Raw genomic sequence first — 13,861 nt, forward strand, 5'->3', positions numbered from 1 at the left:
CGACTCGACACATTTGAGGTTGTTTTGACACATTCCCACGACAGCGATTCGCCCGAATCCGAGCGCCCCGTTCGTGCCACGGACGCACAAGACCCGTCCGACGCCGGCGAGCGCGCGCGCACCGACGATTCCGCCGAGGGCGACGATCGTCCGCGTCGCGGCTTGCGTCGCGGGCCGCGCAGCCTGATCGCACGGCGCCGCGCCGTCGCGAAAACGAAGGGCGACGAAGGCGCGCCGGAAGCGGGCGTCGTGACGGAGGCGCCGCCGGATGGCGTCGTCGCCGCGCAGGTGCGCATGCCGCGCAAGGACGCAGGCGCGCGCACGCCGAAGAACGGCGCGGCCAAGCGCGAAGCGGGTGCGCGTGTGCCGCGCGAGCCGAGGGAATCGAAGGAAGGTCAACGCGAAGGCGGTCGCGGTCTTGGCCACGGCGCGCAGCAAAAGCGCGGGAAGCGCGATGACGCGACGGCAGCGCCGGTGCCGAGCGCAGCGGCCGCTGCCGTCGACGACGTGTTCGCCTACGTGACATCGCCTGCTTTCGATGCCGACAACGGCACGGGCGGCGTGCGCGCGCCGATGCTGCGTCGCGGGCGCAATGCCCCGCAGCAAAAGCGCGTGCTGGAACCGGACGACGACGCGCCGAAGCTCCACAAGGTGCTCGCCGAGGCGGGCATGGGCTCGCGCCGCGACATGGAGGAGTTGATCATCGCGGGGCGCGTGTCGGTGAACGGCGAGCCGGCGCACATCGGCCAGCGCATCATGCCGACCGACCAGGTCCGCATCAACGGCAAGCCGGTGAAGCGCAAGCTCTCGAGCAAGCCGCCACGCATCCTGCTGTACCACAAGCCGACCGGCGAAATCGTGAGCCACGCCGATCCGGAAGGCCGCCCGTCGGTGTTCGACAAGCTGCCGCCGATGAAAACGGCGAAATGGCTCGCCGTCGGCCGGCTGGACTTCAATACCGAAGGCCTGCTGTTGCTCACGACGTCGGGCGATCTGGCGAACCGCTTCATGCATCCGCGCTACAGCGTCGAGCGTGAATACGCGGTGCGAGTGGTCGGCGAACTGGCGGAAGGTATGCGGCAGAAGCTGCTGAGCGGCGTCGAACTCGACGACGGCCCGGCGAACTTCCTGCGCATCAAGGACGGCGGCGGCGAAGGCACGAATCACTGGTATCACGTCGCGCTCGCCGAAGGGCGCAATCGCGAAGTTCGCCGGATGTTCGAGGCGGCGGGGCTGATGGTCAGCCGGCTGATCCGCACTCGCCACGGCCCGATCGCGCTGCCGAAGGGGTTGAAGCGTGGCCGCTGGGAAGAACTCGAGGATAACGAGGTGCGCAGCCTGATGGAATCGGTCGGGTTGAAGGCGCCGGTCGAGGAGCGGGGCAGTCGGAACACGCCGCAACGCGTGCAACCCGATCCGATGCAGACGTCGATGGGCGTCATCACGCGTGAACCTGTACTGAGCTCGCATCTGCGCATGACGCAGACGCAGACGCCGGCGCGCGGCGGTCCGGGCGGGCGTCGCGGCGCGGCGGGCGGTTTCGGCGCGGGTTCGGCCGGTGGCTTCGGCGGCGCGAGCGGCGGTGGATATGGCGCGCGCGGCGGCAGCGGTGGTGGTGGCGGTCGCGAGCCGAACGGCAATCGCGCGGGCGGCGAGCCGAATGGCAATCGCGCGAATGGTGGCCGTCCCGGTGCGGGTCCGCGTGGCGGCCGCGCGCAAGGCGGATTGCAAGGCGCCGGAGCAGGCACGGGCGGTGGCGGCAAGCGCGCACCGGGAGCGGGCGGTGCTCGCACGGGTGGCCGGCAGGGCGCTCAGGGCGGCCCGCAAGGCAAGCCGGGCAACGCGGGCGGCGCGGGCCGCGGTCCGCGTCCGGCGACGCCGCGCAATCGCACGCGCGGACGCTGATCCAGCGTGTTGGAGCGCAAGAATGGGGCACACCAGCGTGCCCCATTTCAATAGCCCCGAAAAAGCGCGCAACATGCGATTGCCCCGCAAACCCGGCGCAAACAGCAGCGAAACAGCGTTGAAATGGATGCAAACCTGCCGCCAACCGGACTAGTCCGTTTGCGTTTATCCCGAAAAATGGCTAAAATCACAAAGTCGCTGGGCACGCAGTTTTGTTTCGCCGCCCAGATGCGACCTCGGTAAAAAGAATTTGGGCGTTGCGCCCATTTTTTTTTGGCTAATCGGTTCGGCATCTTGGGGCAACAAGTGCGCGCCGGCTCAAGGCGCAGCCCGCAGGTGTTTCGGCGTGGAGTGCGCGCGAACACCTTGGAGTCACTGTGCAACTGACGGAATTGATAGAAACCACGGTCTCGGGCCTCGGCTACGAGCTTGTCGATCTCGAGCGTTCGGGAGGCGGCATGTTGCGCGTCTCTATCGACCAGCCCGCCGGAATCGCCATCGAAGACTGCGAGAAAGTCACGCGCCAGCTTCAGTATCTGCTCGAAGTCGAAAACATCGATTACGACCGGCTCGAAGTGTCTTCGCCGGGTCTCGATCGTCCGCTCAAGAAGCTGGCGGATTTCGAACGCTTCGCGGGCAGCGAAGCCGTCATCACGTTGAAAAAGCCGCTGGATGGGCGCAAGTCGTACCGGGGCATCGTGCATGCGCCGAACGGCGACACGATCGGTTTGGAATTTGAAGGGAAGGACGGCGCCGCGATGCTCGATTTCACGCTCGCAGACCTCGATAAAGCACGTCTCGTCCCCAAGGTTGACTTTAGGAGCCGCAAACAATGAGTCGCGAAGTTTTGATGCTGGCGGATGCGCTGGCGCGCGAAAAGAACGTCAACAAGGACGTGGTGTACGCAGCGCTCGAAGCTGCGCTTGCTTCGGCAACGAAAAAGCTGTTCGAGGAAGATGTCGATATCCGCGTCGCGATCGATCGTGAAAGCGGCGAGCACGAAACCTTCCGCCGCTGGCGCGTCGTGCCGGACGAGGCAGGCCTGCAGGAGCCGGATCAGGAAATTCTGTTGTTCGAAGCGAAGGAAGACAAGCCGGACGCCGAAATCGACGACTTCATCGAGCAGCCGATCCCGTCGATCGAATTCGGCCGCATCGGCGCGCAGGCGGCGAAGCAAGTCATTCTTCAGAAGGTTCGCGACGCCGAGCGCGAGCAGATCCTCAACGACTTCCTCGAGCGCGGCGAAAAGATCATGACCGGCTCGGTCAAGCGTCTGGACAAGGGTAATTTCATCGTCGAATCGGGTCGTGTCGAAGCGCTTTTGCGCCGCGACCAGTTGATTCCGAAGGAAAACCTGCGCGTCGGCGACCGCGTGCGTGCCTACATCGCGAAGGTCGACCGCACCGCGCGCGGCCCGCAAATCGAACTCTCGCGCACGGCGCCCGAGTTCCTGATGAAATTGTTCGAGATGGAAGTGCCGGAAATCGAGCAGGGTCTGCTCGAAATCAAGGCAGCCGCGCGTGATCCTGGCGTGCGTGCGAAAATCGGCGTGATCGCTTATGACAAGCGGATCGACCCGATCGGCACCTGCGTCGGCATCCGCGGATCGCGCGTGCAGGCGGTGCGAAACGAGCTCGGTGGCGAGAACGTCGACATCGTGCTATGGTCGGAAGACCCCGCCCAGTTCGTGATCGGCGCCCTCGCGCCGGCTGCCGTACAGTCGATCGTCGTCGATGAAGAGAAGCATTCGATGGACGTCGTCGTGGACGAGAACGAACTTGCGGTCGCCATCGGCCGCAGCGGCCAGAACGTACGACTCGCCAGCGAATTGACCGGCTGGCAGATCAACATCATGACGCCGGACGAATCCGCGTTGAAGCAGAACGAGGAGCGCGGCACGTTGCGCGGCCTGTTCATGGCGCGTCTCGACGTCGATGAAGAAGTGGCCGACATCCTGATCGACGAGGGCTTCACGAGCCTCGAAGAGATCGCGTACGTACCGCTTAACGAAATGCTCGAAATCGAAGCCTTCGACGAAGACACGGTTCACGAACTGCGCAACCGCTCGCGTGACGCGCTTCTGACGATGGCCATCGCCAATGAAGAGAAGGTCGAAGGGGTCGCACTCGACTTGAAGAGTCTCGAGGGCATGGACGACGAATTGTTCTTGAAACTCGCAGAAAACCAGATCCAGACGCGCGACGAACTCGCCGAGCTGGCTGTGGATGAGCTGGTCGACATGACCGGCATGGAAGAGGATGCCGCTAAGGCGTTGATCATGAAAGCACGTGAACACTGGTTCCAGTGAGAAATGACCATGGCGCACTGATATATCGCGGCCAGTTCGGCCGCATGACCCGATCTAACAGCAAGGAAATTGTCCTTGCATCACGAGGAATGAATGGCGAGTAACAACGTAGCCCAATTTGCCGCGGAACTCAAAATGCCTGCAGGCGTACTGCTCGAGCAGCTGCAGGCGGCTGGCGTTCAGAAAGCAAGCGCTGACGACGACTTGTCCGAAACGGACAAGGCGCGTCTGCTCGATCATTTGCGCAAGTCGCACGGTTCCACCGACGCCGACAAACGCAAGATCACTCTGACCCGCCGGCATACGTCGGAGATCAAGCAATCCGACTCTACGGGTAAAGCTCGCACCATTCAGGTCGAGGTGCGCAAGAAGCGTGTCTTCGTGAAGCGTGACGAACAAGGCGCGGAACAGGTCGTCGAGGCGCAGGCCCAGGTCGAGGACGACGTCGACGAAGCCGAATTGCAGCGTCGCGAGGAAGAAGCACGGCACGCGGCCGAGCTGCTCGAGAAGGAAGCGCAGGAGCTCAAGGAACGCCAGGAACGCCTCGAGCGTGAAGAGGCGGAGCGCCGCGCACACGAGGAAGCGGCCGAAGCCGAGCGCCGTCGCGCCGAAGAGGAAGCTGCGAAGCGCGCCGCCGCCGTGAAGGAAGCAGCGGCGGTGTCGCGCGCGGCGTCGGCGGTGCGTCAGGAACAGCGCGCCGAGGCCAAGGCCGAGAAGCCGGCCGAGGAACCCGCAAAGGTCGATCCCGCCGCGCAGCAGAACGAAGAGAAGGCCGCCGCCGAGCGCGCCGCTCAACGCGAAGCCGCCAAGAAAGCCGAGGACGCCGCACGCGCCGCGACCGAAAAGGCGCGCGCCGAGCAGGAACAGATCGCGAAGCGTCGCGCGGCGGCCGAGGCCGAAGCCCGCGCGATTCGCGAAATGATGAACACGCCGCGCAAGGCGCAGCAGGCAAAGCCGGCCGAGCCGGCGCCTGTCGCCGCCAAGCCGGCCGAAGCGGCAAAGGCTGCGGAGGCGAAGGGCACGTTGCACAAGCCGGCCAAGCCGGAAGGCTCGGTGTCCGCGCGTCCGGCAGCGGCGAAAAAACCGGCGGCTGGCGCGCCGGCAGCGGCAGCGCCGTCGTCGCCCGACAAGAAGAAGGCGGGCGGCAAGGGCGGCTGGCAGGACGACGCAGCCAAGCGCCGCGGCATCAAGACGCGCGGCGACACGAGCGGCGGCGTCGATCGCGGCTGGCGCGGCGGTCCGAAGGGTCGTGGCAAGCATCAGGACCAGACCACGTTCCAGGCGCCGACAGAACCGATCGTGCGTGAAGTGCACGTGCCGGAAACCGTCTCGGTCGCCGATCTGGCGCACAAGATGTCGGTGAAGGCGTCGGAAGTCATCAAGGTCATGATGAAGCTCGGCCAGATGGTCACGATCAACCAGGTGCTCGATCAGGAAACGGCGATGATCGTCGTCGAGGAACTCGGTCACCGGGCGGTCGCGGCGAAGCTGGACGATCCGGAAGCGCTGCTCTCCGAAGGCGAAACGCAAGAAGAAGTGGGCGAACGCCTGCCGCGTCCGCCGGTCGTCACGGTCATGGGGCACGTCGACCACGGCAAGACGTCGTTGCTCGATTACATCCGACGCGCGAAAGTGGCGGCGGGCGAAGCGGGCGGCATCACGCAGCACATCGGCGCGTATCACGTCGAAACGCCGCGCGGCGTCATTACGTTTCTCGACACGCCGGGCCACGAGGCCTTCACGGCCATGCGTGCGCGCGGTGCGAAGGCTACCGACATCGTGATTCTCGTGGTCGCAGCCGACGACGGCGTCATGCCGCAAACGAAGGAAGCTATCGCTCACGCGAAGGCTGGCGGCGTGCCGATCGTCGTCGCGATCAACAAGATCGACAAGCCGGATGCGCATTCCGAGCGCGTGAAGCAGGAACTCGTCGCGGAAGGCGTCGTGCCGGAAGAGTACGGTGGTGATTCGCCGTTCGTCGAAGTGTCGGCGAAGACGGGTCAGGGTATCGACGATCTGCTGGAAAACGTCTCGCTCCAGGCCGAAGTGCTGGAACTGACGGCACCGGTCGAAGCGCCTGCCAAGGGTCTCGTGATCGAAGCGAAGCTCGACAAGGGCAAGGGTCCGGTTGCAACGATCCTCGTTCAGTCGGGGACGCTCAATCGCGGCGACGTCGTGCTCGCGGGCAGCGCCTACGGCCGCGTTCGGGCGATGCTCGACGAAACCGGCAAGCCGACGAAATCGGCGGGTCCGTCGATTCCGGTCGAGATTCAAGGTCTGTCGGAAGTGCCGGGCGCGGGCGAGGAAGTCATCGTGCTGCCGGACGAGCGCAAGGCGCGCGAAATCGCCTTGTTCCGTCAGGGCAAGTTCCGCGACGTGAAGCTCGCGAAGCAGCAGGCCGCGAAGCTCGAAAACATGCTCGAGCAGATGGGCGAAGGCGAAGTGCAAAACTTGCCGCTCATCGTCAAGGCCGACGTGCAGGGTTCGCAGGAAGCACTCGTGCAGTCGCTGCAAAAGCTCTCGACCAACGAAGTGCGCGTGCAGATCGTGCACAGCGCAGTCGGCGCGATCAGCGAGTCGGACGTCAATCTCGCGACGGCGTCGAAGGCGGTCATCATCGGCTTCAACACGCGTGCGGATGCCCAGGCGCGCAAGGTCGCCGAGAACAACGGCATCGACATCCGCTACTACAACATCATCTATGACGCCGTGGATGAGGTGAAGGCGGCGATGTCCGGCATGCTGTCGCCGGAGAAGCGCGAAGTCGTGACCGGTATGGTCGAAGTGCGTCAGGTGATCCGCGTGCCGAAGGTCGGCCTGATCGCTGGTTGTATGGTGACCGACGGTGTAGTGAAGCGCAGCTCTTCGGTGCGCGTGATCCGCAACAACGTCGTGATCCACACCGGCGAACTCGACTCGCTCAAGCGCTTCAAGGACGACGTGAAGGAAGTGCGTCAGGGCTTCGAGTGCGGTATGTCGGTGAAGAATTTCAACGACATCGTCGAAGGCGACCAGTTCGAAGTGTTCGAAGTCACCGAAGTGGCTCGTACGCTGTAAGATTGCCCGCCGTAGAGTCAAGGCGGAGCGGGCCTCTAGGTCCGCTCCGCTTTTTTTATGGACGCGGGCACGGCAATAAAAGGAACACATCATGGCCAAGAAACGTACATCCCCGAATCGAAACGTGCAGATCGCGGATCAGATCCAGCGCGATTTGTCCGAACTGATGCGCGAGGTGAAGGACCCGCGCGTCGGGATGGTGACGATCCAGAGCGTCGAGCTGACGCCGGATTATGCGCACGCGAAAGTCTATTTCACGACGCTGACGGGCGATCCGCAGCAGACGCAGGACGGCCTGAATCACGCGGCCGGGCATCTGCACAACCAGTTGTTCAAGCGCTTGCACATCCACACCGTGCCGACGCTGCATTTCCATTACGACCAGACGATCGAGCGCGCGGTCGAGATGTCAAAGCTGATCGACGAAGCCAACGCGACGCGCGCGAAGGACGACGAGGAAGGCGCCTGATCGATGACTGGTTCTGCTCGTCCGAAGATTCCGCGCCGCGCGCTCGACGGTGTTTTGCTGCTGGACAAGCCGCTCGGGCTGTCGAGCAATGACGCGCTGATTCGCGCGAAGCGGCTGTATCTGGCGAAGAAGGCGGGGCATACGGGCACGCTCGATCCGCTCGCGACCGGTTTGCTGCCGCTTTGCTTCGGCGAGGCGACGAAGTTTTCGCAGGATCTGCTCGAAGCCGACAAGACGTATGAGGCGACGATGCGCCTCGGCATCCGCACGACGACGGGCGACGCCGAAGGCGAAGCGATCGACACGCGCGATGTGACGTGCGACGAAGCGCAGGTTCTAGCGGCAATGGCGAATTTTCGCGGCGAGATCACGCAGGTTCCACCGATGTACTCCGCTTTGAAGCGCGACGGCAAGCCACTCTACGAATACGCGCGCGCTGGTCAGACGGTCGAGCGCGAAGGGCGGCAGGTGACGATCCACGCGCTCGACCTGATCGCGTGCGCGCTGCCGCTCGTGACGTTTCGCGTGACGTGCAGCAAGGGCACCTACGTGCGCACGCTGGCGGAGGATATCGGCGAGGCGCTGGGTTGCGGCGCGCATCTCGTAGCGCTGCGTCGCACGGGCGTCGGCGCGCTGACGCTGGAGCACGCGGTGACGCTCGATGCGTTGTCGGATGCGCCGGAAGTCGAGCGCGACGGCTGGCTTCAGCCCGTCGACGCGCTGCTCTCAACTTTTCCCGCCGTGCATCTCGATGCCGATGCCACTCGCCGCTTCCTGCACGGGCAGCGGCTCAAGCTCGCCGAGGTGTCGGCGCAACCGCTGGAAGACGGCCGCGTGCGCGTCTACGCGAACGAAGGCGCGAAGCTGCTAGGCGTCGCGAAAGCGGGCGAGGGCGTGCTGGCGCCGGAACGGCTTGTTGTGACAGCGTCGGCGAACTGAGATCGGCGAGACAAAAAATGCCCGGAACCTCAATCGAGGTTCCGGGCTTTTTTACGTCCGCGCGGCAAAAAAACTCAATGCGCCGCCGATGCCGCCGCCGCCGAATCCCCGCCGCCCGACCGCTCGGGCTTCGTGATCCAGATCAATCCGATCAGCGCGACAAAAATCCCCGCCGACAAATAGAACAGATCGTTCACGCCGAGTTGCGCCGCCTGCTGCGTCGCCATGCTGTTGAAGAGTCCATAAGCCTGCGCCTGATCGAACCCCGCGGCGCCCATTTGCGAAATCGAATTCGCGAAGACCGGGTTGTACGCGTTCGCCTGCTCGACCAGTTGCGTGTGATGCACGATAGACCGATGCTCCCACGCCGTCGAAAAAATCGACGTGCCGATGCCGCCGCACATGATCCGCACAAAATTCGACAATCCCGACGCCGCCGGAATCCGATGCCCCGGCAGGCCCGACAGCGTGATCGACACGAGCGGAATGAAGAACCCGGCCATGCCGATGCCTTGAATCAGCGTCGGCATCATCAGCGAGTAGGTGTCGACGCCCGTCGTGTAGCGCGAGCGCATCCAGAAGCAGAGCGCGAACACCAGGAACGCCGCCGTCGCGATCTTGCGCGGATCGGTGCGCGGCAGGAACTTGCCGGTCACCGGCGACAGCAAAATCGCGAACACGCCGACCGGCGCCATCACGAGCCCGGCGTCGGTGGCCGTATAGCCGATGTCGGTCTGTAGCCACAGCGGCAGGAGCACGAGATTGCCGAAGTAGAGGCCGTAGCCAATCGAGAGCGCGATCGTCCCGCCGGTGAAATTGCGGAGTTTGAACAACGACAGATCGACGACCGGATGCTCCGCCGTCAGCTCCCACACGATGAAGAACGCCAGCGCGATCACCGCAATCAGCGTGAGCACGATGATCGTCGTCGAATTGAACCAGTCGAGGTCCTTGCCCTTGTCGAGCATGATCTGCAGCGAGCCGACCCAGATCACGAGCAGCGCGAGGCCGACCGTGTCGATCGGCGCCTTGCGGATCGCGGAATCGCGCTCGCGGAAGATCGCAAACGTCGCGAGCGCGGCCGCGATCCCGACCGGAATGTTGACGTAGAAAATCCACGGCCACGCGATGTTGTCCGAGATCCAGCCGCCGAGGATTGGACCTGCGACCGGCGCGATCAGCGTGGTCATCGACCACATCGAAAGGGCCATCGGCGCCTTCGCGCGCGGGTAGCTCGCGAGCAAGAGCGTCTGCGAGAGCGGGATCATCGGACCGGCGACCGCGCCCTGGAACACGCGCGCGGCGAGCAGGAAAGGCAGCGTCGGCGCGAGCCCGCACAGCCACGAAGCGATCACGAACAGCACGATCGACGTCATGAACAGGCGGACCTGCCCGAAGCGCTGCGTGAGCCAGCCGGTGAGCGGCACGGAGATCGCATTGGCGACCGCGAACGACGTGATGACCCACGTGCCCTGGTCGGACGCCACGCCGAGGTCGCCCGAAATCGACGGGATCGAGACGTTGGCGATCGACGTGTCGAGGACGTTCATGAACACCGCGAGCGAAACGGCGATCGTGCCGATCACGAGTTTCGCGCCTTCGAGCGGCGGATGAACCACGTTTGCCTGAGACATTGAACGGGCCCGGCGCTTACATCAGCTTCGCAGCAGCGGGTTTCGCACCGCTGCTGCGCGGCACCGAACTCTGCGCGCCGCCACCTGAACCGGCGTTTTGCTGGATGATGCGGGCGATTTCCGCATCGGCCTGATCGCCGTATTTGTCGAAGACATTCGTCTGGTAGACCGTGTTCGGCGCCGTGCCTAGCTGGCCGCCTTCTTCGCTCTTGATCGTGACGTCGGCGTTCATCGAGAGGCCGATGCGCAGCGGATGCTGCTCCAGTTCCTTCGGATCGAGCGCGACGCGCACGGGCAGCCGCTGCACGACCTTGATCCAGTTGCCGGTCGCGTTTTGCGCCGGCAGCAGCGAAAACGCCGAGCCCGTTCCCGCCGAGAAGCCGATCACCTTGCCGTGGAACACGACTCCCGAGCCGTAAAGATCGGCCGTCAGTTCGACCGGCTGGCCGATGCGCATGTGCTTGAGTTGCACTTCCTTGAAGTTGGCATCGACCCAGACGGCGTTGAGCGGCACGATCGCCATCAGCGGATTGCCCGGCGCCACGCGCTGGCCGACCTGCACCGAACGCTTCGCCACATAGCCCGTCACCGGCGCCGGCAGCGTGTTGCGCGCGTAGTTGATGTAGGCGTCGCGCACCTTCGCGGCGGCGGCGAGCACGTTCGGATGGCCCGCGATCGTCGTGTTGGCGGTCAGCGAGCGGTTCGACGCGAGTTCCTGCTGGGCGGCATCGAGCCCGGCCTGCGCGCCGCGCACGGCGTCGCGCGCGTGCGAGATTTCTTCCTGCGACACAGCGCCCGTCTGCGCGATCGTCATGCGCCGGCGCAGATCGTCCTGCGCGCGCGACAGGTCCGAGCGGCGCAGCGCGACTTGCGCTTCATACTGGTTGTCGTTGACGAAGAGCGTGCGGACCTGGCGCACCGTCTGCGCGAGATTCGCCTCGGCCTGATCAAGCGCGACTTTCGAATCGGCCGGATCGAGCACGACGAGCGGATCGCCGACCTTGACCGTTTGCGTGTCGTCGGCGTTGACGGACGTCACCGTGCCGACCACTTGCGGCGTGATCTGCACGACATTGCCATTCACGTAGGCGTCGTCGGTGCTTTCGTGAAAGCGCGCGACCAGGAAGTAATACAGCCCGTACGCGACGGCGGCGATGATGATGACGAGCACGATCAGCGTCATCAGCGTGCGGCGCTTCGTCGTGTTGGTCTTCGGCGCCGGTGCGGCGGCGGTTTGTTGGGGGTCGCTCATGGATGGCTCCGTTCCTGTCCTGTTCGATGCTGTTTTTCGATTCTGTTCTTAGTTCGCCGGGGCGGGGCTGGCCGCCGCATGCGTCTGGCCGCTGCCGTCGATGGCGAGATTCGTGTCGGTGGCGTCGAAACCGCCGCCGAGCGCCTTGATGAGCGCGATCTGCAAATCGCGGCGCCTCATCCTGAGGTTCGTCACGGTCTGCTCGTTCGCGAGCCGGTTCTCGTCCGCCGACAACACCTGCAACTGCGGCGACAAGCCCGCCTTGTAGCGGATCACGGCGAGTTCGTAGGCGTGGGTGGCGGCGTCGAGCGCGCGCTCGGCGTCGACCGTCTGCTTGTCGAGCGAACGGATCGCGGCGACTTGCGTGGCGACGTCGTTCAGCGCGTTAATCAGCGTCTGGTTGTAGTTCGCGACGTCGAGTTCGAAGTCGGCGTAGCGGCCCTTCAACTGCGAGCGGAGATAACCGGCGTCGAAGATCGGCAGGTGGATCGCCGGGCCCGCCTGGATCTGGCGGCTGCTTGCCGTGAGAAATTTGCTCCAGCCGAACGCATCGAAGCCGAACGCGGCGGCGAGGTTGATGTCGGGGAAGAACTCGGCCTTCGCTTCCTTGATGTTGTGCGTCGCGGATTCGACCTGCCAGCGCGCGGCGACGATGTCCGGACGGCGCGAGACGAGATCGGCGGGCACGTTGTCCGGCAGCGCGACGTCGATCTTGGGGTTCGCGACCGGCTTCGCGATCTGCAGCCCGCGATCCGGCCCCTTGCCGAGCAGCGCGCCCAATTGATAGCGCACGCCGGTGATCTGGCCGTCGAGTTCGGTCAGGTTCGACTGGCTCGTCGCGACGTTGCCTTCGGCCGTGCGGCGCTCGACGTTCGTATCGAGCCCGGCGGTGACGCGCCCGTTCGTGATGCGGCCGACGTCGTTGCGGTTCGCGATCTCGCGCTGGGCCACGTCGCGCAGCGCGTAGAGCAGCGCCAACTGGTTATACGTCCGCGCAACCGATGCGGAGAGCGTCACGCGCGCCTGCTGCATGTCGGCTTCGGCGGCTTTTTCCTGCGAGACGGCCATCGCGAGTCGCGACTTATTCTTGCCCCACAAGTCGAGTTCCCACGATGCGCTGACGAGCGCATTGTTCTCGCTGTACCACGTGCCGCCGTAGGGGGGCGGGAAGAGGGCGTTCGCGGAATAGAGTTCGCGCGTCCACGAATACTGGCCGGTGACCTTCGGATAGAGCGCCGAGCGCGACGTCTCGATATACGACGACGCCTTCGCGATGCGCGCCTGCGCCTGCGCGATCGACGGGCTGCCCGCGAGCGCCTCGTCGATCAGCTGCGGCAGTTGCGGATCGCCGAACTGCGCGGCCCAGTCGAGCTTGGGCCACGTGCCGCCCTGGGTGGGCAGGCTCTGAGTGCTCTCGAAGTTCTCGGGCGCGGCGAGCGTCTTGTCGCTGCCGATGCCGGAATAGTTCGCGCAGCCGGCGAGCGCGAGCGCCGCGACGGCCAAGGCGAGCGCGCTTTTCGTGACGCGAGGCGCGGACGAGGAAAGTGTTTTCATCGCTCGACTCTTAGTTTTTGACTGGATGATGGACGGTGCAATCAATTTCTTTCAGTTTCATGACGAAAGTTTATTGTCAGCGCAACGGTGAACCGGGCTGCTTCTCGGCGGAGGCAAGCGCGGAGCTGGCGAGCGCCGCACAGCCCGGATCGCATGAATTCACGAGCACGCGCCGCAGCATGCTCTTCAGAAATCCGACTTCCTCCGGCGTGAAACCCATCAGAAGTTTGTCCATGACACGAATGAAGATAGCCGGAATTTTCTCGGCGAGCGCAAAGCCTTCGGGCGTGAGCGCAAGCCGGACGACGCGCCGGTCCTCTTCGCTACGCACGCGCGAAAGCAGGCCACGCTTCTCCAGCCGGTCGATGAGTCGCGTGACGGCGCTTGCATCGATGCCGTATTCGCGGGCAAGATCGGCGGCGGTGAGGCCTTGTCCAGACGCGAGCATGAACACGATACTCGCCTGCGTACTAGTGATGCCGAGCTCGGCGGTAGTGTGCTGCGTGACCATGTTCCACATCGTCGAGCGGACCCGGCTCATCAGATAGCCGACGCTCTCGCCGAGTTGATAGTCAGCGATTCGCGGCGGAGGATTAGGAGCGTCGCTCATGGATTCTCATGCGGTTGCAATAGTTGACTAGGCAGGATTATAGGATTGCTCTTAGGGCGCGGCAAGAAGTTTATGGAGACGCTTAAAAGTGGCCCGAGACGTGCTTTGATGAAAATCGACAGCGGTCGCACGG

The 13,861-nt window shown here is 64.4% G+C and carries 10 protein-coding genes; 6 read left to right on the top strand and 4 right to left on the bottom strand.

The features are described 5' to 3' along the window. Nucleotides 1–24: 24 nt before the first annotated feature. The 6 genes from rluB to truB all read left to right on the top strand — a co-directional run bounded on the left by rluB (nt 25) and on the right by truB (nt 8,678). Nucleotides 25–1,905 carry a 23S rRNA pseudouridine(2605) synthase RluB gene (rluB, locus tag AWB67_RS11610; RefSeq protein WP_087656388.1) on the top strand — a complete coding sequence of 627 codons (1,881 nt, stop codon included), beginning with the start codon at nt 25–27 and terminating at the stop codon, nt 1,903–1,905. A gap of 377 nt (nt 1,906–2,282) precedes the next feature. Next, on the top strand, nt 2,283–2,741 hold the full coding sequence (gene rimP, locus AWB67_RS11615; RefSeq protein WP_087656389.1) for a ribosome maturation factor RimP: 459 nt from the start codon (nt 2,283–2,285) through the stop codon (nt 2,739–2,741). Next, a complete protein-coding gene (nusA, locus tag AWB67_RS11620) occupies nt 2,738–4,213 on the top strand; it encodes a transcription termination factor NusA (RefSeq protein WP_087656390.1) in 1,476 nt (491 codons plus the stop codon). Before rimP ends, nusA begins: the two co-directional genes overlap by 4 nt. Nucleotides 4,214–4,306: 93 nt before the next feature. Then, on the top strand, nt 4,307–7,270 hold the full coding sequence (gene infB, locus AWB67_RS11625; protein ID WP_087656391.1) for a translation initiation factor IF-2: 2,964 nt from the start codon (nt 4,307–4,309) through the stop codon (nt 7,268–7,270). Between the two features lie 91 nt (nt 7,271–7,361). Further along, nucleotides 7,362–7,739, top strand: a complete 378-nt coding sequence (gene rbfA / locus AWB67_RS11630) for a 30S ribosome-binding factor RbfA (protein WP_087656392.1) — start codon at nt 7,362–7,364, stop codon at nt 7,737–7,739. A gap of 3 nt (nt 7,740–7,742) precedes the next feature. Continuing rightward, entirely contained in the window at nt 7,743–8,678 is a 936-nt protein-coding gene (gene truB, locus AWB67_RS11635) for a tRNA pseudouridine(55) synthase TruB (protein ID WP_087656393.1), read from the top strand. Between the two features lie 74 nt (nt 8,679–8,752). Here truB and AWB67_RS11640 read toward each other — a convergent pair whose 3' ends face one another. The 4 genes from AWB67_RS11640 to AWB67_RS11655 all read right to left on the bottom strand — a co-directional run bounded on the left by AWB67_RS11640 (nt 8,753) and on the right by AWB67_RS11655 (nt 13,728). After that, nucleotides 8,753–10,312: a DHA2 family efflux MFS transporter permease subunit gene (locus tag AWB67_RS11640; RefSeq protein ID WP_087656394.1), complete on the bottom strand. Its 1,560-nt coding sequence runs from the start codon at nt 10,310–10,312 to the stop codon at nt 8,753–8,755. A gap of 16 nt (nt 10,313–10,328) precedes the next feature. Further along, nucleotides 10,329–11,564, bottom strand: coding sequence for an HlyD family secretion protein (locus tag AWB67_RS11645; protein WP_087656395.1), 1,236 nt, complete (start codon nt 11,562–11,564; stop codon nt 10,329–10,331). A gap of 48 nt (nt 11,565–11,612) precedes the next feature. Continuing rightward, on the bottom strand, nt 11,613–13,118 hold the full coding sequence (locus AWB67_RS11650; RefSeq protein ID WP_087656396.1) for an efflux transporter outer membrane subunit: 1,506 nt from the start codon (nt 13,116–13,118) through the stop codon (nt 11,613–11,615). A gap of 76 nt (nt 13,119–13,194) precedes the next feature. Next, nucleotides 13,195–13,728 (bottom strand): MarR family winged helix-turn-helix transcriptional regulator, encoded by a 534-nt coding sequence (locus AWB67_RS11655; RefSeq protein ID WP_087656397.1) that lies wholly within the window; start codon nt 13,726–13,728, stop codon nt 13,195–13,197. Nucleotides 13,729–13,861: the final 133 nt, after the last annotated feature.

The sequence above is a fragment of the Caballeronia terrestris genome (assembly GCF_001544515.1).
In the GTDB taxonomy this organism is placed as follows: Bacteria; Pseudomonadota; Gammaproteobacteria; order Burkholderiales; family Burkholderiaceae; genus Caballeronia; species Caballeronia terrestris.